This window comes from Proteiniphilum sp. UBA1028 (genome assembly GCF_002316955.1).
GTDB lineage: Bacteria > Bacteroidota > Bacteroidia > Bacteroidales > Dysgonomonadaceae > Proteiniphilum.
The window spans coordinates 1-23,129 of the sequence record NZ_DCEN01000047.1 but is presented as its reverse complement, the minus strand read 5'-3'; the positions used below and the strand labels follow the sequence as shown (position 1 = coordinate 23,129).

The following is a 23,129-nucleotide window of genomic DNA, read 5'->3' as shown; positions in this document are numbered from 1 at the left end:
CCGTACAAAACACCCACAAGAAAAATAAATGCACAGATGGCCAACGCCACGTATCCCAGCACCTTGCCCAACTGTTCAAGGCGTTTACCCATGGGCGTTTCCGTGTTCTGTGTATTTTGCAGCATATGGGCAATCTTGCCCACCTCGGTATGCATTCCGGTGGCTACCACCACACCTTTGCCGCGGCCATAGGTAACCGTGCTGGTAGAGAAAGCCATGTTGTCCCTGTCGCCCAGCGGAATCTCTTTATTTTCAAGCAACGCCTCGTTTTTCTCTACCGGCACCGATTCGCCCGTGAGAGCGGACTCCTGTATCTTCAGGTTTGCCGTTTCAATCAACCGCAAATCGGCCGGGACGATATCTCCCGTGTCAAGTACCACAATATCGCCAGGAACAATTTCGGTGGCTACCACCTCCTCTACTTGTCCCGACCGCAATACTTTTGTATGGGGAGAGCTCATTTTGTTGAGAGCCTCGAGCGACGATTGCGCCTTCAGCTCCTGCACAGTGCCGATAAACGCATTCACTACCAGAATAGCTAGAATCACAAAGCTCTCCACCAGCCCCTCTCCCTCCATCACGCCAATGACTGCCGAGATAATGGCAGCGACCAGCAAAATAAGGACCATGCTGCTTTTGAATTGCTCTAAATAGATGGTGATGGGCGATTTTTGTCTTGCCGACTCAAGCCGGTTGAATCCATGCTCTACAAGGCGCTCTTTTGCTACCTCCTGAGAGAGGCCCGCACGGAGGTCAACGTCAAACTGTCGCAACACCTCTTCAATAGTTTGGCTGTAATACTGATCTGATGGTTGTTTACTCATGTCTTGCCTGTTCGTGTTTGCTTTTTTACACTCTGCCAGCCCTGGCTTAATGGTCGCGAAATATCTTTTGCACTTCTCTTGGTTTGGTTTTGTGCGCTATCTCAGGCCTGGTCCGGATGAGGAATCTTTTTGTTTTGTAAGTAAACAAATGAATTGTTCGGAATGTTTCAAATATTAACACTTTTCGACAAACGACCCCCACATATGTTGTATAACATAAAAGTATCATTTTTCTTTTTCAACCGATTTTCATAAATTGCAAGCGCTATTAAGACATGATGACTTTGTGAGTCCTCACCGACGCAAAGTCATTTTTCGTTGTCCAATTAACAAAGATCTATTGATCAATACCCCACGTTATTATTGACGTGAAGCTGATCATCGTGGCACATTAATTTTTTAAATATTTTCTAATCATGAAAGTTTACAAAACAAATGAAATTAAGAACATTGCCCTTATCGGCAATGCCGGATCAGGTAAGACCACTCTCGCTGAAGCCATGCTTTACGAGTGTGGTCTTATAAAACGACGTGGGACCATTGATGGAAAAAACACCGTGAGCGACTATTTTCCCGTGGAAAAGGAGTATGGATACTCCGTATTTTCCACCGTTTTATCCTACGAGTGGAAAGAGAAATTAATGACCTTTATCGACTGTCCGGGATCGGATGATTTTGTGGGTGGTGTGGTGTCGGCACTCAACGTAACCGACATGGCACTGATGCTCATCGATGCCGCAAACGGAGTGGAGGTGGGTACCATCAATCAGTTTCGATACGTAGACGAAATGAAAAAGCCACTCGTGCTGCTGGTCAACAGGATGGACCACGAAAAAGCCGATTACGAAAATACACTCGCAAGCTTAAAAGACCTCTACGGCAACAAAGTGGTGCCGGTACAATACCCGATAGGCAGTGGAGCCACATTCAACGGGATTGTGGATGTGCTGAAACAAAAACTATACCACTGGAAACCAGGCAGCACCGCACCCGATGTGCTCGAGATCCCGGAGAGCGAACAGGAACGTGCCGGTGAATACTATCAGGCTTTGCTCGAAGCGGCTGCAGAGAACGACGAAGGATTGATGGAGAAATATTTTGACCAGGGCTCACTCACCGAAGAGGAGATGCGCGACGGCATTCACAAAGGAATGATCAGCCACAGTCTCTTCCCATTGTTCTGTGCATCTGCTGAAAAGAATATGGCTGTACACCGCATCATGAACTTTCTGAACATGGTGGCCCCCTCTCCTGTCGATGTGGCTGCACCGGTAAACAACGACGGCGACGAGGTGAAACCCGATGCCACAGCGCCCGTAAGCCTCTTCTTCTTCAAAACGACGGTAGAGCCCCACATTGGGGAAGTATCCTACTTCAAAGTAATGTCGGGAACAGTGAAGGAGGGAGACGACCTCACAAATATTGACCGTAGTTCAAAGGAGCGTCTGGCGCAGATCTATACTGTGGCCGGACAGATTCGCACCAAGGCGGAAGAACTGCAGGCCGGTAGCATTGGCGCCGCCGTGAAGCTGAAGGATGTGCGCACGGGAAACACCCTGAATGCAAAAGGGGCCGACCACCGGTTTAACTTTATTAAATACCCCGAACCCCGTTATCGCAGGGCAATAAGAGCGGTGAACGAAGCGAATTCGGAAAAAATGAACGAAGCGTTGTCCCGCATGAAAGAGGAAGATCCGACCTGGCTGGTAGAGATATCGAAAGAGCTGAAGCAGACCATCGTGTCGGGACAGGGTGAATTTCATCTGAGAACGTTGAAATGGCGCCTTGAGAACAACGACAAGATCGAGATCGAATTTCTGGAGCCCAAAATACCCTATCGCGAGACCATCACCAAGGCTGCACGCGCCGATTACCGTCACAAGAAACAGTCGGGCGGTGCCGGCCAGTTTGGCGAGGTGCATCTGATTGTAGAACCCTACACCGAAGGGATGGCCGTACAGGAGATCTATCGGTTCAACGGACAGGAATTTAAGATTCAAAACCGCGACACGCAGGTGATCAACCTCGACTGGGGTGGCAAGCTGGTATTTGTAAACAGCATTGTGGGCGGAGCCATCGATGCCCGTTTTCTTCCAGCCATCCTGAAAGGGATTATGGCACGCATGGAACAAGGGCCCCTCACCGGATCGTATGCTCGCGATGTGCGTGTGATAGTATACGATGGCAAAATGCACCCGGTAGACTCCAACGAAATTTCTTTCATGCTTGCCGGAAGAAATGCGTTTAGCAGCGCCTTCAAAAATGCCGGTCCCAAGATTCTCGAGCCGGTGTATGACGTCACTGTCGCTGTACCCGGAGATTATATGGGAGATGTGATGAGCGACCTTCAGGGACGCCGCGCCATGATCATGGGCATGGAGAGTGAAAAAGGATTTGAAAAGCTGAAAGCGAAAGTACCCCTGAAAGAGATGGGCAGCTACTCCACCTCGCTGAGCTCCATCACTGGAGGCAGGGCATCTTTTAGCATGAAGTTTGCCAGCTACGAGCTGGTACCTTCCGACGTACAGGAAAAGCTGCTAAAAGCTTACGAGGAACAGGAAAAAGAGGATTGACACTCCTTGCGAATCTCCTGGAGATCGATATTTCAAGGGCAGTCCGTTTTGGGCTGCCCTCCTTGTTTTCAAGTGTCAATTGCCAGCTTTCAGAAATCAGCTTATTCCTGGTCTGGAGTATTCCTGACCGACTGTTAATTTCGAAGCTTTAATTCCAGATTTCTTTTCAGTGCCAGCAAAAATTCCTGCGTGGTGAGCCAGGTGTCGCGCGATGCATTCTGTCCATGCACCAGCAGTGCCAGGTCTTTGGTCATCTCACCCCCCTCCACAGTCTCCACGCACACCTGCTCAAGTTTCTCACAAAAGTCAATCAGCTCCGGGTTATTATCAAGTTTCCCTCTGTGCTCCAGCCCCCTCGTCCAGGCAAAGATGGAGGCAATGGGGTTGGTGCTGGTCTCTTTCCCCTGCTGATGCTGACGGTAGTGGCGTGTCACTGTTCCGTGGGCTGCTTCGGCCTCCACCGTCTTTCCGTCGGGAGTGACCAGCACGGAAGACATCATACCCAGCGAGCCGAAGCCCTGTGCTACGGTGTCCGACTGCACGTCGCCGTCGTAATTCTTGCAGGCCCATACAAATCCGCCTTTCCACTTCATGGCAGAAGCCACCATGTCGTCGATCAGCCGATGCTCATAGGTGATGCCCTCTTTGTTGAATGCCTCTTTAAACTCATTCTCGTACACCTCCTGAAAAATATCCTTGAAGCGGCCGTCGTAGGCCTTCAAAATGGTGTTTTTGGTGGACATGTAGAGGGGATATCTCTTGTTCAACGCCATCTGGAAGGAAGAGCGGGCGAATCCGTAAATCGACTCATCGGTGTTGTACATGGCCATTGCCACACCGTCACCCTGAAAATTGAACACCTCCCAGCTCTGCGTCTCACCATTTTCTCCGGTAAAGGTCATCGTCAGCTTTCCCTTTCCCTTGATCACGGTATCCGTGGCACGGTACTGATCGCCGAAAGCATGGCGCCCAATGATGATGGGCTCGGTCCATCCCTGCACGTACCGGGGGATGTTGCTGCAGATGATCGGCTCCCGGAAGACGGTTCCTCCAACGATATTACGAATGGTGCCGTTGGGCGATTTCCACATCTTTTTCAGGCCAAACTCCTCCACACGCGCCTCGTCGGGGGTGATGGTGGCACACTTGATTCCTACGTGGTATTTTTTTATTGCCTCGGCCGCTTCCACCGTCACCCGGTCGTCAGTGGCATCGCGGTTTTGAACACTCAGATCATAATATTTGATATCCAGGTCGAGGTACGGCAAAATCAGCTGTTTCTTGATAAATGACCAGATAATTCTGGTCATTTCATCCCCATCCAGTTCTACCACCGGATGCGACACTTTTATCTTTTGCATAGGTCTATCTCTCGTTAATGGGAATAAAGTACTGTCTTTCGCGGACATTTTTGTATGCAGGACGGATAATGCGTTTGCTCGAGAAGTTCAACTCTTCGATACGGTGTGCCGACCAGCCGACAATGCGGGCCATGGCAAACAGTGGCGTAAATACTTCACTGGGCAACCCGATGGCGTCGTACACAAAACCGGAATAAAAGTCCACGTTGATGCAGGTCCTCGACTTGGCCGTTTCTTTTTTGAAGTTGAGGAATACTTCCACGGCCCTCTGCTCAATCAACTCCATAAACTCGAACTCTTCGAGTCGTCCCTTCTCTATGGCCAGCTCACGCGCCATGGTCTTCAGCAGTTCAGCCCTGGGGTCACTGATGGTATACACAGCATGTCCGATCCCGTAAATAAGGCCAGTTCTGTCGAATGCCTCTTTGCGGAGGATTTTCAACAGATATTGATCGATCTGCTCCACATTTTTCCAATCATCCACATTTTTTTTCATATCTTCCAGCATACCCTGCACCTTGATGTTTGCACCACCGTGCAACGGTCCCTTGAGGGAACCGATACCGGCCGCAATGGCCGAATACGTATCTGTTTCGGTGGAGCTGGTCACGCGCACCGAGAAGGTAGAGTTGTTTCCTCCACCATGTTCGGCATGTAGAATCAGCGCCAGGTCCAGAATCCTGATGTCCAGCTCGGTATATTTATCACGTCCCTTCATCATGAAGAGGAAATTTTCTGCCACAGAGCGATCTTCATATGGATGGCGAATATGCAGTGAGCGCCCCATCTGATCGTGGCGCAACACCTGGTAGGCATAAGCGATGATGGTGGGAAATTTAGCGATCAGGTTCACCGACTGTCTGACCAGGTTATCGGGAGTGATGTCGTCGGGATTATCGTCGTAGGCATATAGCTCCAGGACGCTTCTTGCCAGAATGTTCATGATATTCTTCCCTTTGAGCGAGAGAATATTCATGGTTGCCAGGTGGTTCAGGGGCATGGTATGGGCGATCAGGCTATTTACGGCTTCCAGCTCCTCCTTGTTGGGTAGTTTTCCGGAGAGCAGCAGGTAAGCTGTTTCTTCAAAACCAAGCCTGTTTTCAGACTGGATACCTTTGACCAGCTCTTCCACATCCAACCCTCTGTAATAGAGCTTGCCAGGTACAGGCCTCAGCGTCCCGTCCTCCTGACGTTCATAACCCACCACATCGCCCACACGGGTGAGTCCCGCGAGCACGCCGGAATGGTCTTCGTTGCGCAGGCCGCGTTTCACTCCCATTTTCGTGAAAAGCTCCTTGTCAATATTACTCGTGAATGCGATGGAATCTGATAAAGTTTTCGTTAGTTGCTCGTTGTCCATTATTGCTATCTGTTTGTTTGTTATGACACTCTACTAAAATTATGTATGATGATTCCCGGATGGCTGTTGCTTTAACATTCATTCAGTTGTTTTTGTTTACATCGTCTCCTTTTTCTTACAGGTTGGCAATCGTCTTTTGTACAAACTGCGATGTGGTCTGAGGCTTTCCGTTTTGCATGAAGCGTGCCAGGTCGGGTGTCGCACACCCTTCTTCAAAAAGCCGTTCCAGGGATGCCGTAATCAGCCGGCCGGCTTCGTTCCACCCCATGTATTCCAGCATCATTACCCCAGAAAGCAACAGGGAACAGGGATTTGCCTTTTCCTTTCCCACAATGTCGGGGGCTGTACCGTGGGTTGCTTCAAAGATGGCATGCCCGGTCTGGTAATTGATATTAGCACCGGGTGCAATGCCTATTCCGCCCACCATGGCTGCAAGCTGATCGGATATGTAATCACCGTTCAAGTTCAGCGTAGCCACCACCGAATATTCTTCCGGCTTAAGCAGGGTATTTTGAAGAAAAGCATCGGCAATTACATCCTTGATGAACACCTTCCCCAATGACATAGCCCGGTTGTAGGCCTCCACAGCCACCTCCAGCCCCTTTTCAGCTTTTATGCCGTTGAACTTGTGCTCGGTAAAGGTTTGTTCCGGAAACTCACGTTCTGCCAACGCATACCCCCATTTTTTGAACCCCCCTTCGGTGTACTTCATGATGTTCCCCTTGTGAACCAAAGTAACTGAAGGCAGTTTGTGTTCCAGAGCGTAGAGGATGGCAGCACGAACGAGCCGTTCCGTACCTTCCATCGAAACAGGCTTTATGCCGATGGAGGTAGTTTCGGGAAAACGGATCCTGCCCACCCCCATCTCTTCTTTCAGAAATTTCAGTACCTTTTTTAATTCGGGAGTGCCGGCAGCCCACTCTATCCCGGCATAAATATCTTCGGTATTCTCCCGGAAGATGGTAACACGGACCTTTTCGGGGTGTAATAAGGGAGTTGCCACCCCCTTGAACCAACGCACCGGGCGCAGGCATACATAGAGATCCAGCTCCTGGCGCAAAGCCACATTCAGCGACCTTATTCCTTCTCCTACGGGAGTTGTCAACGGTCCTTTGATGCCTACCAGGTTGGCGCGGAAGGTCTCCATCGTCTCCGCCGGCAGCCAGCTTCCTGCCTTATTGTATGCTTTCTCTCCCGCCAGCAACTCCTGCCAGATAATCTTCCGACTGCCGCCATAGGACTTATCCACCGCCGCGTCAATCACCTCCAGGACAAGAGGAGTGATCTCTTTCCCTATCCCGTCTCCTTCAATAAAAGGTATCAGGGGGTGATCGGGTACAACAAGCCGGTCGCCTTGTTTTGTTATTTGCATGAGAGCCTCTTTTTTAAAGGTCGAGTTATTTCTTCATCGCGTTCAGGGCGCTACCTGCTTTGAACCACGCTATCTGCTGTTCATTGTATGTATGGGCTGCTTCAAAGCGGTCCGTTGAACCGTCGGGATGCAGCAACTCTACGGTGAGATTTTTTCCGGGAGCAAAATTCCTGAGGCCGGTCACGCTTATTTTGTCTCTCTCCTGCACTTTGTGGTAATCTTCCTTATTCACAAAGGTGAGGGCCAGCATGCCCTGTTTCTTGAGGTTGGTCTCGTGGATGCGGGCAAACGATTTCACCAGGATCACCTTCACATTCAGGTGACGCGGCTCCATGGCTGCGTGCTCGCGGCTGGATCCCTCCCCGTAATTCTCCTCAGCCACCACCACAGAACCCAGCCCCGACGCTTTAAATTTACGTGCCAACGCAGGCACCGGTTCATAGGCCAGGTTTCCAGGATTGAGCACGGCATTGGTCTTGTCGTTGAAGGCGTTTACCGCACCAATCAGCATGTTGTCGGAGATGTTATCCAGGTGTCCCCGGAAACGAAGCCAGGGTCCTGCCATGGATATGTGATCAGTTGTGCATTTCCCTTTGACTTTGATCAACAGAGGAAGATTCCGAAAATCATCCCCGTCCCAAACCGGGAAAGGCTCCAGCTTCTGTAGCCTGCTGGAGCCAGGGTCAATGGAGATGTCAACCTCCCTGCCGTCGGCCGATGGAGCCAGGTAGCCGGCATCTTTCACTTCGTAGCCCTGAGGGGGCATCTCGAAGCCGGTGGGTTCGGCGAGCTTTACCTGCCTTCCCTCTTCGTTCTCCAACGTGTCGGTCAGCGGATTAAAGCAAAGGTCGCCGGCAATCGTCAGCGCAGCCACCAGCTCGGGCGATGTGACAAAGGCATGGGTGTTTGGATTCCCATCGTTCCGCTTGGCAAAATTACGGTTGAACGAGGTGACAATGGAGTTGGCACGCTCGCTGGTTTCCTCGTCGCGCTTCCACTGGCCGATACAGGGGCCGCAGGCATTGGCGATGATGGTGGCACCGGCATCTTCAAAAACTTGCAGGATGCCATCCCGCTCAGCCGTGTAGCGGATTTGTTCCGAGCCGGGGTTGATGAGGAACTGTGCCTTTACTGGCACACACTCCTCGAGCGCCTGTTTTACGATGGAAACGGCACGGGTAAGATCTTCGTAAGATGAGTTGGTGCAGGATCCGATAAGGCCCACTTCCATCTTGCGGGGATAATTGTTTTTCTTCACGGCCTCGCCAAACTCAGAGATGGTATAGGCAGCATCGGGCGTAAACGGACCGTTTATATGGGGCTCCAGTTCAGAGAGATTGATTTCGATCAGCTGATCGTAATACTTTCCGGGATTGGCTGTCACTTCGGGATCGGGCTGCAGATATTCCATGATTTTGAGTGCCTCATCGGCCACCTCTTTTCTACCGGTCTGTTCCAGATAGGCGGCAGACTTTTGATCGAAAGGGAAGATAGAGGTGGTGGCCCCCACCTCGGCACCCATATTGCAGATGGTTCCCTTTCCGGTAGCCGATAGCGAGGCGGCTCCTTCGCCAAAATATTCAATCACGGCATTGGTACCCCCTTTTACCGTGAGGATGCCCGCCACTTTCAGGATCACATCTTTGGGGGCACTCCAGCCGGACAACTTCCCTGTCAGCTTCACACCGATCAGCTTCGGCATCTTCAACTCCCACGGCAGTCCTGCCATCACATCCACAGCATCGGCTCCCCCCACACCAATAGCAATCATTCCCAGTCCCCCCGCATTGGGCGTATGCGAATCGGTACCGACCATCATCCCTCCAGGGAAAGCATAATTTTCGAGCACGACCTGATGAATGATTCCTGCTCCCGGTTTCCAGAAGCCAATTCCATATTTATTGGATACATCGCGCAGAAATTCAAACACCTCACGGTTGGTTATGTTGGCAGTCTGCAGGTCGGCCTCGGCATTCTTGTATGCCTGAATAAGGTGGTCGCAGTGTACTGTGGAAGGGACAGCCACACTGCTGCGGCCGGAATTCATCAGCTGAAGCAACGCCATCTGGGCGGTAGCATCCTGCATGGCCACACGGTCCGGGGAAAAATCCACATAATCGTTCGCCCGCTGGTAATCCTTCAGCGGTATCCCCGGCGAGAGATGAGCAAAAAGAATCTTCTCGGTGAGCGTGAGGGGACGTTTTAAAATGGTTTTGGCCCGTTCAATTTTTTTCGGCAGATGCGCGTATACGTCACGGATCATGTCAATATCGAAAATCATACGTTCTATCTGTATTAAAATGTGTAATTGATAAATCTGCAAAATGCGGTGATCCACTTTTCAACAAAATTGACACGAGGAATGTTCGTAAAAAAGCAGGATATTCTCTTTCAACTGGGGCTATAGACGAAACATATTGCACACAAGGCTTCATCTATATTACATATAACCAGGGCTTAAAATTGGGTCTTCCCATTTTTTGACACGTTGCGACCTCATCCAGTGCATAACATACAGCACCCTTTTTAGTTCACAAAATCTTTACCGAATCCCAAAATAATCCTTAACTTTGCAGCTTAAACAGAGAAAGAAGAGCAGATTCAGAATCAATTCGCCATAGCTTCATGATTGAACACGAGGGAATTATCGAAAAGATCAACGGAAACCACATTACCGTCCGCATCTTGCAACAATCGGCATGCAGCGCCTGCCATGCCAAAGGTGCGTGTATGGCTGCCGATGCAAAAGAGAAGCTGGTGGACGTGTCAGATCACACCGGCAAGTTCCGCGAAAATGAGCGGGTAATTGTGACCGGCACCGAATCCACAGGGCACAAAGCAGTACTGTGGGCTTTTGTATTCCCCTTTGTCCTTCTCATTGCGATGCTGGTGCTGGGTACCTCAGTATGGCACTTCACCGAAACAGAAGCCGCTATGGGCTCCCTCCTCATCCTGATTCCCTATTATTTTCTCCTTTATCTGTTACGCCACAAAATGGCAAACACGTTCAGGTTCAATATTAAAAAAACAAACTAATAAGAGAATATGAGTGTATTACTTACTGCCGTTGCGACACTGGGCGTCATTGGCGCCGGAAGCGCGGCCATCCTGTATATGGTGGGACAGAGGTTCAAGGTGGAAGAGGATCCTCGCATACAAGAGGTTCAGGACTCTTTGCCTGCCGCCAACTGTGGGGGATGTGGTTTTCCGGGATGCGCCTCCTTCGCTTCCGCCTGTGTGAAGGCGGAGTCGATGGACGACCTCTTCTGCCCCGTGGGGGGACAAAACACGATGGACAAAGTGGCGGCCATCCTTGGGAGAAAAGCGCCCGTGGCAGCAAAAAAAATAGCCGTGGTCCGCTGCAACGGAACATGCGACAATCGTCCACGCCTTAACCTGTACGACGGTGCGTCCAACTGTACCATTGCATCGGCACTATACGGTGGCGACACCGGATGCTCATTCGGTTGTCTCGGACTGGGCGACTGTGTGGATTCTTGCACATTCGATGCGATCCACATCAACCCCGTGACCATGCTGCCGGAAGTTGTGGAGGACAGATGTACCGCCTGTGGTGCCTGTGTGAAAGCCTGTCCGAAGGATATCATCGAACTACGAAAACAAGGGCCCAAGTCGCGCCGTATTTACGTAAGTTGTGTCAACAAGGACAAAGGAGGCGTTGCGAAAAAATCGTGTGACGTAGCCTGTATCGGATGCACCAAATGCCAGCAGGTCTGTCCCTTTGAAGCCATCACCATCGAGAACAACCTGGCCTTCATTGACGACGACAAGTGCCGCCTTTGCCGTAAGTGTGTACCGGTCTGCCCCACTAACTCCATCCTGGAACTGAACTTCCCGACACGCAAGGAGACTCCTCCTGCTCCCAAAGAAGAAGAGGCCACCGTAACCGCATAAGAAAAAAACTGATCTATATGTTAAAAACATTCCGTATCGGCGGTATTCACCCTAAAGAGAAAAAAATATCGGCCGGAGAAGCAACACAATCCATTGCCATTCCCGACCAGGTGATTATCCCGCTGTCGCAGCACATTGGTGCTCCCTGCCAGCCCGTAGTCAAGAAAGGAGACCCCGTGAAAGTGGGCACCCTCATTGGCAAGTCTGTAGGTTTTGTATCGGCCAATATTCACTCGCCGGTTTCCGGGACCGTATTGAAGATCGACAAGGCGCTTGATGCGAGCGGCTATAAACGCGATGCCGTTTTCATCAAGGTGGAAGGAGATGAATGGGAAGAGTCGATTGACCGTTCGCCCGAACTCCGGAAAGTTTGTGACCTTCCGGCAAGTGAGATCCTTCACAAGATTGCCGCTGCAGGCATCGTGGGAATGGGCGGAGCCACATTCCCCACACACGTAAAGCTTACTCCTCCACCCGGGGCAAAAGCAGAAATACTCATCATCAATGGGGTTGAATGTGAGCCCTGGCTCACATCAGATCACCGGCTGATGATGGAGAAAGCCGACGAAATACTTGTAGGGACAACCATTGTGATGAAGGCACTGAACGTACAGAAAGCCATCATCGGCATAGAAAATAACAAGCAGGATGCCATCAAGCTCTTCAGTCAAAAGACAAATGGATATCCACGTATCGAAGTGCAACCTCTCAAGGTACAGTATCCGCAGGGAGGTGAGAAGCAACTGATTGATGCCATCACAGGCCGTCAGGTTTCCAGTGGAGCCCTGCCCATCTCGGTGGGGGCTGTCGTCCAGAACGTGGGTACTGTCTTTGCAATCTACGAGGCTGTACAAAAGAACAAGCCGCTGATAGAAAGAGTGGTCACCGTCACCGGAAAAGAGGTGAAACAGCCGTGTAACATCCTGTCGCGGATAGGCGTCCCGCTCAGCAACCTGATCGACATGGCCGGGGGTATGCCCGAAACCACCGGCAAGGTGGTATCCGGCGGTCCCATGATGGGAAAGGCCCTTGCCAGCACCGACATCCCCGTCACGAAAGGCACCTCGGGCATCCTGATTATTCCCACCCTGGAGGCCAAACGCAAAGCCATGAAGGACTGTATTCGCTGTGCCAAGTGCATCGGCGTATGCCCCATGGGACTGAACCCCACCCTGCTGATGAACCTCACGGAGTATGAGGTGTGGGATAGGGCCGAGAAGAACCATATCACCGACTGCATCGAATGCGGCTCATGCAGCTACACCTGTCCTGCCGACCGGCCGCTGCTCGACTACATCCGGTTGGGAAAAGGCAAGGTTAACGGGATCATCAGGGCACGAAAAAATTAACGCAAGAAGCATTTGAAGATATGGAACATAAACTGATCGTCTCCCCTTCGCCGCATGTGCATAGCGGGGACACCATTCAAAAAAACATGTACAATGTGCTCATCGCACTCATTCCGGCTTTCCTGGTCGCATTGTACGTCTTCCGGCTGGATGCGCTGATCATCACAGCCAGCTCGGTATTATTCTGTGTGGGATTTGAATTTCTTATTGTAAAATACATTCTAAAAAAAACGCCCACCCTCTCGGATGGCTCTGCCATCATCACGGGAGTACTGCTGGCATTCAATGTGCCCTCGAACCTTCCGGTATGGATTCTGGCACTCGGCTGTCTGTTTGCCATTGGTGTGGTGAAACTCTCCTTTGGCGGATTGGGAAACAACATATTTAATCCGGCCATCGCAGGACGCATCTTCCTCCTGATCTCATTTCCGGCACAGATGACCACATGGCCTGCTGCTTTCCCGGCAGCCGGAACGACGGACGCCGTGAGCTCAGCCACCGTGTTGGGGACCTTGAAATTTGCTCCCGAAGCGCTCCCTTCACTCCAGTCGATGTTGCTGGGGACCGAGGGAGGGTCACTCGGCGAGATGAGTGCGCTGGCATTGATGCTTGGACTAGTATATCTGCTATGGAAGAAAACAATCACGTGGCATATCCCGGTTTCCATCTTGGCAACAGTTGCCTTCTTCACGGGTATTCTCTACCTCTTTAATCCCCTGCCGCTTTACCATCCGCTGATCCACCTCTTTTCGGGGGGGCTGATGCTGGGAGCCGTTTTTATGGCAACCGACTATGTGACATCGCCCATGACCAAAAAGGGTATGTTGATCTACGGAGCCGGCATCGGATTTGTGACCATGGCCATCCGGCTCTGGGGCGCTTATCCCGAGGGAGTTTCGTTTGCTATCCTGCTGATGAATGCCCTGACGCCGCTTATCAACAATTACACATCACCAAAACGATTCGGGGAGGTAGTAAAAAATGGCTAAATTACAATCAACATTCAAAAACATGTTCCTTTCGCTCTCCATCATCTGCCTTACGGTAGCGGTGTTGCTGGCGCAAGTGAATAAAATGACCGCAAAACCCATAGCCGACGCCAAGGCAATGAAATTGCAGAACGCCATAAGCGAGGTAGTGCCGGCATTCGACAACGACCCTGTAGCCGAAGCATACAGGATGGCCGACGGACAGGGTGACTCACTGCTTGTTTACCCGGCAAGGAAGGGCGATGAGATCGTGGGGTACGCCTTGAGTAGTTACTCAAAAAATGGTTTCAGCGGAAATATTCAAATCATGATCGGGTTCGACATGAATGACAGGATCGTAAACTATGCGGTCCTGCAACATGCTGAAACACCCGGCCTGGGATCAAAGATGACGGAGTGGTTTAAAAATCCCGAAAAACCTTCGCAATCCATCCTGGGTAGAGACCTCTCACAAGGCACACTGGCTGTTTCGAAGGATGGCGGCGAGGTGGATGCCATCACTGCATCGACCATTACCTCACGCGCCTTTCTGGAAGCTGTAAACAAAGCTTATCAGGCTTATTCGGAAAGCAGGGAGGATGGCTACTCGGGTGCATCACCCAAAAATGCAGCCGAAAAATCAAACGACGAAGCAGAGGAAATAAAAAAGGAGGAACAGAGCAATGAATAATAACTTCAAAGTACTCATTAACGGCATCATTAAAGAAAATCCCACCTTTGTGCTGCTTCTGGGAATGTGTCCCACGCTGGCCACAACCAGTTCGGCCATCAACGGCATGAGCATGGGACTGGCCACAATGTTTGTCCTGATCTGCTCCAACATGGTAATATCCATGCTGAAGAACGTGATCCCCGACATGGTACGTATTCCTGCCTACATCGTGGTCATCGCAACCTTTGTAACCATTATCGAGATGGTGATGAATGCCTATGTACCTGCATTGGCCGACAGCCTTGGCATCTTTATCCCGTTGATCGTGGTAAACTGCATTGTCCTGGGCCGTGCAGAAGCATTTGCCTCGAAAAACGGGGTGTTCGCTTCAATATTTGATGGCGCCGGTATGGGGTTGGGCTTCACTCTCTCCCTCACGGTGCTGGGTGCTGTCCGCGAATTGATGGGAACAGGAAAAATTTTCTCCATGAACATCTATCCTGAACAATATGGATCCTTGCTATTCGTACTGGCACCGGGAGCCTTCATCGTTCTCGGATACCTTATTGCAATATTTAATAAGCTTCAACACAAATAACTATGGAACTTATCGGAATTATCATCGTCGCCATATTTGTCAACAACGTCGTGTTCTCCCAGTTTCTGGGAATCTGCCCTTTTTTGGGTGTTTCCAAAAAGGTTGACACAGCAATCGGCATGGGTATGGCAGTAACTTTCGTGCTGACCATTGCCACCATCGTCACTTTTCTTCTTCAAAAAGGAATTCTGGAGCCTTTTGGATTGGAATATCTGCAAACCATTTCTTTCATTCTGGTCATTGCAGCACTGGTGCAGATGGTGGAGATCGTGCTCAAAAAAATATCACCTGCCCTCTATCAGGCATTGGGTGTCTTCCTGCCACTCATCACCACCAACTGCGTCATCCTGGGTGTAGCCATCCTGGTGATCCAGAAAGATTACAACCTGCTTGAGTCGGTTATCTATGCAGTGGCTACCGCCATTGGATATGCCATGGCACTGATCATTTTTTCCAGTATACGTGAACAAATGGCGCTTACAAAAATACCCAAAGCCATGGAGGGTATACCCATCGCACTGATTACGGCCGGCATCATTGCCATGTCGTTCATGGGATTCTCCGGCATTGACCAGGTATTTAAATAAAGTCAGCCTGAAAAATTCAACGGTCGGCCTTGTGCCGGCCGTTTTTTGTATAGCAGAGAGAGCTCAACACCTCTTAATTTAATAAGGGAGCTTCACTGTTGTTCTCGAATCAATCCGCAAAATAAGGATGTAGAGTTAAACCATTTTCCCGAACAGAGGTCATAATGTTAAAATAAAGAAGTTACACCCTTTAATAATTACGCATATGAAAGCTTTAAGACACCCACTGGCTCTTACAATATTCGCACTGTTGTTGTCGTCGTGCTTCTCTTCTCAAGGAACTCTGTACTCTCAGGGATACGACGATTACGGCTATTACGACGACGATGATTATTACGCCGACCGTAATAATAGCGGAATCAGCTTCAATGTCTTTTACAACGAACTGAGGCCTCACGGCAGATGGATCAACAACGGAAGATATGGCCGGGTGTGGGTTCCTAATGTCGGAAGAAACTTTCACCCCTACGCAACCAACGGATATTGGGTGATGACCGATTACGGCAACACCTGGGTGTCTGACTACTCGTGGGGTTGGGCGCCTTTCCACTACGGAAGATGGTATTACGATGACTATTATGGATGGGCATGGATTCCCGGCTACGAGTGGGCTCCTGCCTGGGTTACCTGGAGAAGTGGCGGCGGTTATTACGGGTGGGCACCCATGGGACCCGGCGTTCATATCAATATCAACATTCATATTCCCGGACACTATTGGACCTTTCTGCCGCACAACAGAATGTATCACCGCAATATGCACCGATATTACAACCGATACAGTCCGACCATTTACAACAAGACAACAATCATCAACAATACCTACGTGTACAACGACAACCGCTATTATAGCGGCCCGAGCGCGAGGGATTATGAACGTACCACCGGCAGAACAGCCACTGTGCACAAGCTTGAGAGCACAAACAACCGCTCCGGCAGATCGACCAGGGTCAGCAACAATGCGGTAAGCGTATATCGTCCCGATCTGTCAAGGGAGAGAGGTACCGATGTGAGGTCCACCACCAACAGGTCCGCTACCAGCCGCGGCAGTATTATGGACAGAACCAGCAGAACCAATAGCAGCACAAGAAGTACAGCAAGCGAAAATGTCCGGAACAGCAATACGAGAAGCAACACGGATCGTTCTGCCACAGTAAACCCGGCAACCAGAGACCGCAACACACAAAGCACAAGAAGCGCAGGCACGGTGGAACGCTCAAGCACGAACCGCAGTGCGAATGTGGACAGAGATGCTCCCGCAACACGCTCAAGCAACAACCGGGATGCCGCGGTCGGCTCAAAACGAAGCTCTTCAAGTAGCCGGAATGCAACGGTAAGTCCGGATAGAAACGCAGGTAACAGCAGAAACACATCGGTTCGTAGCAGCACACAACAAAGTTCCCCGGCCAATCGCAACGCAACGGTAAGGTCGGAAAGAAGCTCAGGAAGCAACAGAAGTGCGACCTCTACCAGCAGAAGTAGCGGTAGCAGCCGGTCCGAACGGACTTCCTCCCGCAGGTGATTTTCGCAAGCAAGCATGAGAAAAGGCCGCTCAGTTGGGCGGCCTTCTTTCTATTCTGTTGATCCGTTTTCTCTTGATCAATCGATCCAACGTTTGGTCAGATCTCCGTAAGCATCGATCCGACGATCGCGGAAAAATGGCCACCATCGGCGCACATTTTCGGTCCGTGAAGGGACAATTTCCACGACTTGTTCAATCTCTGTATCCGCAGGTGCCTGGTATAAAAATTCGCCCTGAGGCCCGCAGACGAAGCTGCTACCCCAGAAGTGAATACCGTTCGTTTGACCCGACGGGTCGGGTTCATATCCGGTACGGTTCACTGCAATTACCGGCAAGCCATTGGCGATCGCATGTCCGCGCTGCAAAGTAATCCACGCCTCCTGTTGGCGTTTTTTCTCGTCGTCGCTATCGGTAGACTCCCAGCCGATGGCCGTGGGATATATCAGCAGCTCGGCTCCGGCCATTGCCATCAGCCGGGCAGCCTCGGGATACCATTGATCCCAGCAAACCAGTACACCTAACTTCCCCACAGAAGTTTCAACGGGATGAAAGCCCAGATCACCAGGGGTAAAATAAAACTTCTCGTAATAGGCCGGATCATCCGGAATATGCATTTTGCGGTACTTGCCCGCAATACTCCCATCCTTCTCAATTACGACGGACGTATTATGGTAAAGCCCGGCAGCGCGCTTTTCGAACAGCGAAAGGACGATCACCACACCTGTCTCTTTCGCCAATTGGGAAAACAAATCGGTAGACGGACCGGGAATGGATTCGGCCTGATCAAACACTCCCGTATCTTCTGTTTGGCAGAAGTAGAGGCCGTTGTGCAGTTCCTGCAGCACAATCAGCCCCGCACCCCGGACAGCAAGCTGTCTGATTTTTTGCTGCAGACGCTTTACGTTTTCTTCCCTGTCGGGAGTATTAGCTTGTTGAACGATTCCTATCTTCATTATGATATGATTATATTGTTCACTAATTAACAGACGAACGTCCGTTTTGTTTTTTTACCTCCTTAAGACAACAGCTTCTCCCCTGCACTGCCTATTTCGTTTGCCTCCATAGTCTCTCCGTCAGCTGCGGAAAAAGGCACGAGGAGATACCGAAAGTGACTGCAAATAGCAAAAACTGAACTTGCAGAAACGGACTGCAGTAAGCGGATCAAAGGAAACCCTGCGGAAACTGCATCGTTACACAATGCAGCGATCCATGCTGCCTGACCAGTGAACGGCAGTCCACACCCACAATCTCCCTGTCGCGGAAAGCTTCCTGCAGTTGTTTCTTTGCGACTTCATCTTTTGCGGTGCCATAGTAAGGAAGCAACACCGCTTCATTGATAATCAGAAAATTGGCGTATGTCGCCGGGAGGCGTCTTCCCTTTTCAAATACGGCATCGGCCATAGGAAGAGGTATCAGATGGTATGGTTTTCCGTTGTACGCGACAAACGACTTCAGTTCAGCTTCCATGGCCTTTAGTTCTTTGAAGTGTTCGTCATTTTCGTCGTCACACTTCACATAGGCAATCGTCTCTTCATCACAGAAGCGCGCCAGCGTATCGATGTGGTTATCGGTATCATCACCGGCCAGATAGCCGTGGTCAAGCCAAAGCACTCTCTCCACTCCCAGCGTACTTTTTAAAAATGATTCGATCTGATCACGAGACATGGGCTGGTTGCGGTTGGGTGCCATCAGGCAGGAGGTTGTGGTCAGCAGGGTTCCTCTTCCGTCCGTTTCGACGGAGCCTCCTTCCAGAATGAAGTTCAACCGGTTCCGATAAGCGGTAGCCGGAGTAAAGACTCCGGCATGATACAATTTCCCGGTAATCTGGTTGTCAAAATGGGCGCCAAATTTCAACCCCCAGGCATTGAATCCGAAATCGATCACTGTGGGCCGTTCGTCATAAAAGATGGAGATGGCTCCATGATCCCGCGCCCAGGTATCGTTACTCTCCACCACTTCGCAGATAAGATTTTTCCGCTCCTCTTCCGTGAAGTATTGCCCTACATCGAATGAGGGGGGAACTACGACCAGCAGTTTCTCCCGTTTGAGTATTTCTTTCGAAAATGCCACGTAGCAAGCGGTCACCTCTTCCAGCATATCATGCCAATCCGTCGCCGCATGCGGCCATGTTACCTGCACACCGCTCTGTGGAAACCACTCGGCCGGAAAAACAATCCGGGCCATCTGCTATCCCTCCATGTTACCACGGACGATCCCGCGATTGGATGAGCGCACAAAATTCAAAATCAGGGAGCGGTCCTCCGTCAATGGCAACTCCTGCTCAATGCGTTCTACCGCCTGTGAGATGTTGAAACCCGACAGGTAGAGATAGCGGTATATCTCCTGAATAGCATTGATCCGTTCACTCGAGAACCCCCGGCGGCGAAGACCCACAATATTCAGTCCCACGTAAGTAATCGGCTCACGGCCCACCATCACATAGGGAGGGATATCCTTCGATATTTTGGAACCTCCCTGAATCATCACATGCGGGCCTATTTTAGAAAACTGATGTGCGAGCGTGCCGCCACTGAGAATTGCATAATCGTCAATTTCTATCTCGCCGGCAAGCTGCGTACCATTTCCCAGGATTACATGATCGTGCAATACGCAATCGTGCGCCACGTGGCTGTATGCCATGATGAGACAGTCATTGCCCACGATGGTGGATCCTTTCGAAGCCGTACCCCTGTTCACGGTAGCGCACTCCCGTATAATTGTATTATCACCGATAATGGCTATTGTCTCCTCACCTTGAAACTTCAGATCCTGCGGGATGCCGGCGATGGTAGCATGGGGAAAAATGGTGCAATTTTTTCCGATACGTGCTCCGTCCAAAATGGTGGCCTGCATCATGACCCTCGTTCCATCGCCAATTTCGGTATTACGGTCAATGTATGCAAAAGGTTCCACAACCACATTATCTCCCAGTCTGGCTTCAGGATGCACGAAAGCCATTGATGAAACACTGTTCATATTCTTTCTATCGATTTAGTTATTTATTTTTGATGATCTGAGCCGTAAAGTCGGCCTCAGAGATCACTTTATCACCAATGAATGCCAATCCTCGCATGGTGGCTATGCCTCTGCGCATCTCGCTCGTGAGTTCTACCCTGAAGATAAGCGTGTCACCCGGAACAACCTTGTGACGAAACTTCACATTATCGATCTTCAGAAAATAGGTAGAATAGCGCTCTGGCTCATCCAGACGTGCTAAAACCAGCAAGCCGCCCGTCTGTGCCATGGCCTCCACTTGCAAGACTCCAGGCATCACCGGCTCTTGCGGAAAGTGTCCTGTGAAAAAGGGTTCATTGGTGGTGATATTTTTTACGCCGACAATGTAGGTGTCGGTCATCTGGATGATCTTGTCGACCATCAGAAAAGGATAGCGGTGCGGCAGCAGCTCACGGATGCGGTTGTTGTCCATCACCGGCTCAGCCAGCACATCGTATAGGGGAGGTTGCACCTCATTGAGTTTGATATCTTTGCGAATGAGGCGTGCCAGCTGATTGTTGATTTTGTGGCCGGGGCGGGTGGCGATAAGGCGTCCCTTGATCGGCTTCCCGATGAGCGCCATATCCCCGATGATATCGAGCAACTTATGGCGTGCCGGCTCGTTGGGAAATGCCAGCTTCCGGTGGTTCAGATATCCCAGCTCTTCGGCATTGTGGTGAGGGACATTCAGCTCGTCGGCTATTTCGTCCAGCTCGGGTTGCGATAACTTCCGCTCGTAGATGACGATGGCATTATCCAGATTCCCACCTTTAATAAGTCCCGCTTTCCGCAGCTGCTGTATCTCACGTACGAAAACAAATGTGCGTGCCGGCGCAATTTCTGTTTCAAAATCGGTCACAGTATCGAGGGAGGCGGACTGGTTGGGAATATATTGAGAGTCAAACTCAATGAAGGAGTTGACGCCAAAAAAATCGTCGGGCAACAACGTCAGCTTCGAGCCGGTCTCCGGATCAGTCACTTCCATTTTACTGCGGACGATATAAAAATCCTTGTCTTTCTCTTGCTCTTTAATTCCTGCTTTTTTGATCTCTTTTACATACTCTATGGCACTTCCGTCGAGAATGGGAAACTCCGAGGAGTCTACCTCAATGAGACAGTTGTCAATACCCAGAGCATACAAGGCCGAAAGTCCGTGCTCAATGGTACTTACCGTCACATTGTCTTTACCAACAACGGTACCCCGCTGTGTGTGGACTACGTTCTCTGCCAACGCATCAATTACCGGCTGGTCTTCCAGGTCAATCCTTTTTATTTTATAACCATGATCTACCGGAGCCGGATTGAAAGTAACCACAATATAAAGGCCGGTATGAAGGCCGGTACCACTTAACGTGAAGCTGTTTTGAAGGGTTCTCTGTTTCACTTTTTATTCATTTTAAATCAGACATTCGAGCGTGCGATATCGTTAAAACAGATATGATCGCCGTGTGTGTTTTCACCCAAAAAATGCGCCGACTAATTTCACAATTCGCAACTTTTTGTGCAAAGATACAACCAAAAGCACTAAATTTTGCTATTTCCGGAAAATGTTTCCCCGATTTTCAAATGTAAACAATTGATCAGTTGTTTTGGCAAAGATTTTTTTTCAGTTCCGCGATCTCTTTTTCCAGGGCATTGAGTTGACGATACATATCGGGAAGTTTGGGGATGATGACGCTCGACTTAAAGAATTTTTTTACCGGATAAGCAGGCGACCCTATGATCTCTGATCTCTCCTTGGTGTTGCTGATGATACCCGACTGGGCACCGATCTGGCTTTCTTTCCCGATGGTAATGTGCCCGCCTATTCCCACCTGCCCTCCCAGGACACAGCTTTCCCCGATCTTGGCCGAACCTGCAATACCTACCTGAGCCGCCATGACCGTATTTTCCCCGATCTCACAGTTGTGTGCGATCTGGATGAGGTTGTCGAGCTTCACTCCCCTGCGGATAATGGTAGAGCCCATTACAGCACGGTCAATGGTGGTGTTGGCGCCGATCTCCACATCATCCTCAATAAGTACATTGCCCATCTGGGGAATCTTGTGGTAACGCTCCTCCTCTTTACTGAATCCAAATCCATCCGCACCAATGACTGCTCCGGCATGGATAATACAATTATCACCGATCACACACTCGGAATAAATTTTTACACCCGGGTAGATGATACAGTTTTTTCCAATCTGTACATTGTCTCCCACAAAAGAGTTCGGGTAAATTTTGCTGTTATCTCCAACCCGGGCATGTTCGCCGATATAGGCAAACGTACCTACATAGACATTTTCTCCCATCACTGCCGTAGCGGAAACAAAGCTCATCTCCTCTGTACCCGACTTTTGGGGTTTGTTACTGTTGACCATCTCCATGAGGGAGGCGAGTGCCGCGTAGGCATTCTGTACTTTGATGAGCGTAGCCTCAATCGGCTTATCCGGTTCAAAATCATGATTCACCAGGACAATGTCGGCCCGGGTTTGATAAATATATGCAGTGTACTTCGGATTACCCAGAAAAGTGAGTGTCCCCGGCCTTCCTTCTTCAATTTTGGAAAAACTGGAAACAGTCACATCCGGATTACCGATTAACTCTCCTTTAAGAAAATCGGCTATTTGTTTTGCAGAAAATTTCATCAGCAAGTGATTCTATTGAATAATTATTTACTCTCTAAAGATTACGCAAATTAACGAATAATATTTCAGTGTAGGAAGAAAAAAACAATAAATCCATCCCATGGCCTTCTGCAATCGATGCATTTTGCCGTTACTACCCCGGCGCTTTGAACCTCCACGGTGTGAGTCAAATTCTCAGAAAAAACAGAACGACACCGCAACAAAGCAAGTTTCGTTGATTATCCGAATAAATATTTGCTGATAAATTTGGGAAAAAGAAAATTTTAGGGTACTTTTGCACTCACATTTTCGGGATGTAGCTCAGTCCGGTTTAGAGTACGCGTCTGGGGGGCGTGGGGTCGGAAGTTCGAATCTTCTCATCCCGACATGTTTAGAAAGCAGTTATCGGTAACACGATGACTGCTTTTTT

General features: G+C 50.0%; 19 protein-coding genes and 1 tRNA gene. 10 read left to right on the top strand and 10 right to left on the bottom strand.

Going from position 1 to position 23,129, the window contains the following annotated elements; translation table 11 throughout:
- Positions 1 to 824 (bottom strand): HAD-IC family P-type ATPase (locus tag B3Z75_RS08215; protein ID WP_294069903.1); only part of this gene is annotated, 824 nt, incomplete at its 3' end.
- A gap of 416 nt (positions 825 to 1,240) precedes the next feature.
- Here B3Z75_RS08215 and B3Z75_RS08210 point away from each other — a divergent pair.
- Positions 1,241 to 3,397, top strand: a complete 2,157-nt coding sequence (locus tag B3Z75_RS08210) for an elongation factor G (protein WP_294069900.1) — start codon at positions 1,241 to 1,243, stop codon at positions 3,395 to 3,397.
- A gap of 134 nt (positions 3,398 to 3,531) precedes the next feature.
- Here B3Z75_RS08210 and B3Z75_RS08205 read toward each other — a convergent pair whose 3' ends face one another.
- From B3Z75_RS08205 to B3Z75_RS08190, 4 genes are all read right to left on the bottom strand, one after another.
- A complete protein-coding gene (locus B3Z75_RS08205) occupies positions 3,532 to 4,758 on the bottom strand; it encodes an NADP-dependent isocitrate dehydrogenase (RefSeq protein ID WP_294069897.1) in 1,227 nt (408 codons plus the stop codon).
- A 4-nt stretch (positions 4,759 to 4,762) separates the two neighbouring features.
- Positions 4,763 to 6,118, bottom strand: a complete 1,356-nt coding sequence (locus B3Z75_RS08200; protein ID WP_294069894.1) for a citrate synthase — start codon at positions 6,116 to 6,118, stop codon at positions 4,763 to 4,765.
- Between the two features lie 115 nt (positions 6,119 to 6,233).
- Positions 6,234 to 7,490, bottom strand: coding sequence for an NADP-dependent isocitrate dehydrogenase (gene icd / locus B3Z75_RS08195; RefSeq protein WP_294069891.1), 1,257 nt, complete (start codon positions 7,488 to 7,490; stop codon positions 6,234 to 6,236).
- Positions 7,491 to 7,515: 25 nt separating this feature from the next.
- Positions 7,516 to 9,771 (bottom strand): aconitate hydratase, encoded by a 2,256-nt coding sequence (locus B3Z75_RS08190; protein ID WP_294069888.1) that lies wholly within the window; start codon positions 9,769 to 9,771, stop codon positions 7,516 to 7,518.
- Between the two features lie 344 nt (positions 9,772 to 10,115).
- Between B3Z75_RS08190 and B3Z75_RS08185 the strand changes: the two genes are divergently transcribed.
- The 8 genes from B3Z75_RS08185 (at position 10,116) to B3Z75_RS08150 (ending at position 17,099) form a co-directional block, all read left to right on the top strand.
- Positions 10,116 to 10,526 (top strand): SoxR reducing system RseC family protein, encoded by a 411-nt coding sequence (locus B3Z75_RS08185; protein WP_294069880.1) that lies wholly within the window; start codon positions 10,116 to 10,118, stop codon positions 10,524 to 10,526.
- Between the two features lie 9 nt (positions 10,527 to 10,535).
- The gene (locus B3Z75_RS08180; RefSeq protein ID WP_294069877.1) at positions 10,536 to 11,405 is read left to right on the top strand and encodes a Fe-S cluster domain-containing protein; all 870 of its coding nucleotides are present in this window, start codon (positions 10,536 to 10,538) and stop codon (positions 11,403 to 11,405) included.
- Between the two features lie 17 nt (positions 11,406 to 11,422).
- A complete protein-coding gene (gene rsxC / locus B3Z75_RS08175; protein WP_294069874.1) occupies positions 11,423 to 12,754 on the top strand; it encodes an electron transport complex subunit RsxC in 1,332 nt (443 codons plus the stop codon).
- A 20-nt stretch (positions 12,755 to 12,774) separates the two neighbouring features.
- Entirely contained in the window at positions 12,775 to 13,743 is a 969-nt protein-coding gene (locus B3Z75_RS08170; RefSeq protein WP_294069871.1) for an RnfABCDGE type electron transport complex subunit D, read from the top strand.
- Complete coding sequence (locus B3Z75_RS08165; protein WP_294069868.1) at positions 13,736 to 14,413, top strand: RnfABCDGE type electron transport complex subunit G; 678 nt, start codon at positions 13,736 to 13,738, stop codon at positions 14,411 to 14,413. The genes B3Z75_RS08170 and B3Z75_RS08165 overlap by 8 nt, the downstream gene beginning before the upstream one ends.
- Positions 14,406 to 14,993, top strand: a complete 588-nt coding sequence (locus B3Z75_RS08160) for an RnfABCDGE type electron transport complex subunit E (protein WP_294069863.1) — start codon at positions 14,406 to 14,408, stop codon at positions 14,991 to 14,993. The genes B3Z75_RS08165 and B3Z75_RS08160 overlap by 8 nt, the downstream gene beginning before the upstream one ends.
- Before the next feature lie 2 nt (positions 14,994 to 14,995).
- Positions 14,996 to 15,580, top strand: coding sequence for an electron transport complex subunit RsxA (gene rsxA, locus B3Z75_RS08155; RefSeq protein ID WP_294069860.1), 585 nt, complete (start codon positions 14,996 to 14,998; stop codon positions 15,578 to 15,580).
- A 205-nt stretch (positions 15,581 to 15,785) separates the two neighbouring features.
- A complete protein-coding gene (locus B3Z75_RS08150; protein WP_294069857.1) occupies positions 15,786 to 17,099 on the top strand; it encodes a DUF6600 domain-containing protein in 1,314 nt (437 codons plus the stop codon).
- Positions 17,100 to 17,176: 77 nt separating this feature from the next.
- On the opposite strand, the gene B3Z75_RS08145 is transcribed toward B3Z75_RS08150, so the two are convergent.
- From B3Z75_RS08145 to lpxD, 5 genes are all read right to left on the bottom strand, one after another.
- The gene (locus tag B3Z75_RS08145; RefSeq protein WP_294069852.1) at positions 17,177 to 18,052 is read right to left on the bottom strand and encodes a carbon-nitrogen hydrolase; all 876 of its coding nucleotides are present in this window, start codon (positions 18,050 to 18,052) and stop codon (positions 17,177 to 17,179) included.
- 208 nt (positions 18,053 to 18,260) lie between these two features.
- A complete protein-coding gene (locus B3Z75_RS08140) occupies positions 18,261 to 19,283 on the bottom strand; it encodes an agmatine deiminase family protein (protein WP_294069847.1) in 1,023 nt (340 codons plus the stop codon).
- A gap of 3 nt (positions 19,284 to 19,286) precedes the next feature.
- Positions 19,287 to 20,075 (bottom strand): acyl-ACP--UDP-N-acetylglucosamine O-acyltransferase, encoded by a 789-nt coding sequence (gene lpxA, locus B3Z75_RS08135; RefSeq protein WP_294069844.1) that lies wholly within the window; start codon positions 20,073 to 20,075, stop codon positions 19,287 to 19,289.
- A gap of 19 nt (positions 20,076 to 20,094) precedes the next feature.
- Entirely contained in the window at positions 20,095 to 21,477 is a 1,383-nt protein-coding gene (locus B3Z75_RS08130) for a bifunctional UDP-3-O-[3-hydroxymyristoyl] N-acetylglucosamine deacetylase/3-hydroxyacyl-ACP dehydratase (protein WP_294069840.1), read from the bottom strand.
- Between the two features lie 196 nt (positions 21,478 to 21,673).
- Complete coding sequence (lpxD, locus tag B3Z75_RS08125) at positions 21,674 to 22,720, bottom strand: UDP-3-O-(3-hydroxymyristoyl)glucosamine N-acyltransferase (RefSeq protein WP_294069837.1); 1,047 nt, start codon at positions 22,718 to 22,720, stop codon at positions 21,674 to 21,676.
- 289 nt (positions 22,721 to 23,009) lie between these two features.
- Between lpxD and B3Z75_RS08120 the strand changes: the two genes are divergently transcribed.
- Positions 23,010 to 23,085 (top strand) — tRNA-Pro (locus B3Z75_RS08120).
- The last annotated feature ends 44 nt before the right edge of the window (positions 23,086 to 23,129 follow it).

What these genes read in the sequence shown, in the direction of transcription:
- lpxD (WP_294069837.1), bottom strand. Translation starts at nt 22,720, where the DNA reads ATGAAATTTTCTGCAAAACAAATAGCCGATTTTCTTAAAGGAGAGTTA.
- B3Z75_RS08160 (WP_294069863.1), top strand. Translation starts at nt 14,406, where the DNA reads ATGAATAATAACTTCAAAGTACTCATTAACGGCATCATTAAAGAAAAT.
- B3Z75_RS08185 (WP_294069880.1), top strand. Translation starts at nt 10,116, where the DNA reads ATGATTGAACACGAGGGAATTATCGAAAAGATCAACGGAAACCACATT.
- rsxC (WP_294069874.1), top strand. Translation starts at nt 11,423, where the DNA reads ATGTTAAAAACATTCCGTATCGGCGGTATTCACCCTAAAGAGAAAAAA.
- B3Z75_RS08145 (WP_294069852.1), bottom strand. Translation starts at nt 18,052, where the DNA reads ATGAAGATAGGAATCGTTCAACAAGCTAATACTCCCGACAGGGAAGAA.
- B3Z75_RS08165 (WP_294069868.1), top strand. Translation starts at nt 13,736, where the DNA reads ATGGCTAAATTACAATCAACATTCAAAAACATGTTCCTTTCGCTCTCC.
- icd (WP_294069891.1), bottom strand. Translation starts at nt 7,490, where the DNA reads ATGCAAATAACAAAACAAGGCGACCGGCTTGTTGTACCCGATCACCCC.
- B3Z75_RS08180 (WP_294069877.1), top strand. Translation starts at nt 10,536, where the DNA reads ATGAGTGTATTACTTACTGCCGTTGCGACACTGGGCGTCATTGGCGCC.
- B3Z75_RS08205 (WP_294069897.1), bottom strand. Translation starts at nt 4,758, where the DNA reads ATGCAAAAGATAAAAGTGTCGCATCCGGTGGTAGAACTGGATGGGGAT.
- B3Z75_RS08140 (WP_294069847.1), bottom strand. Translation starts at nt 19,283, where the DNA reads ATGGCCCGGATTGTTTTTCCGGCCGAGTGGTTTCCACAGAGCGGTGTG.
- B3Z75_RS08170 (WP_294069871.1), top strand. Translation starts at nt 12,775, where the DNA reads ATGGAACATAAACTGATCGTCTCCCCTTCGCCGCATGTGCATAGCGGG.
- rsxA (WP_294069860.1), top strand. Translation starts at nt 14,996, where the DNA reads ATGGAACTTATCGGAATTATCATCGTCGCCATATTTGTCAACAACGTC.
- lpxA (WP_294069844.1), bottom strand. Translation starts at nt 20,075, where the DNA reads ATGAACAGTGTTTCATCAATGGCTTTCGTGCATCCTGAAGCCAGACTG.
- B3Z75_RS08190 (WP_294069888.1), bottom strand. Translation starts at nt 9,771, where the DNA reads ATGATTTTCGATATTGACATGATCCGTGACGTATACGCGCATCTGCCG.
- B3Z75_RS08150 (WP_294069857.1), top strand. Translation starts at nt 15,786, where the DNA reads ATGAAAGCTTTAAGACACCCACTGGCTCTTACAATATTCGCACTGTTG.
- B3Z75_RS08210 (WP_294069900.1), top strand. Translation starts at nt 1,241, where the DNA reads ATGAAAGTTTACAAAACAAATGAAATTAAGAACATTGCCCTTATCGGC.
- B3Z75_RS08200 (WP_294069894.1), bottom strand. Translation starts at nt 6,118, where the DNA reads ATGGACAACGAGCAACTAACGAAAACTTTATCAGATTCCATCGCATTC.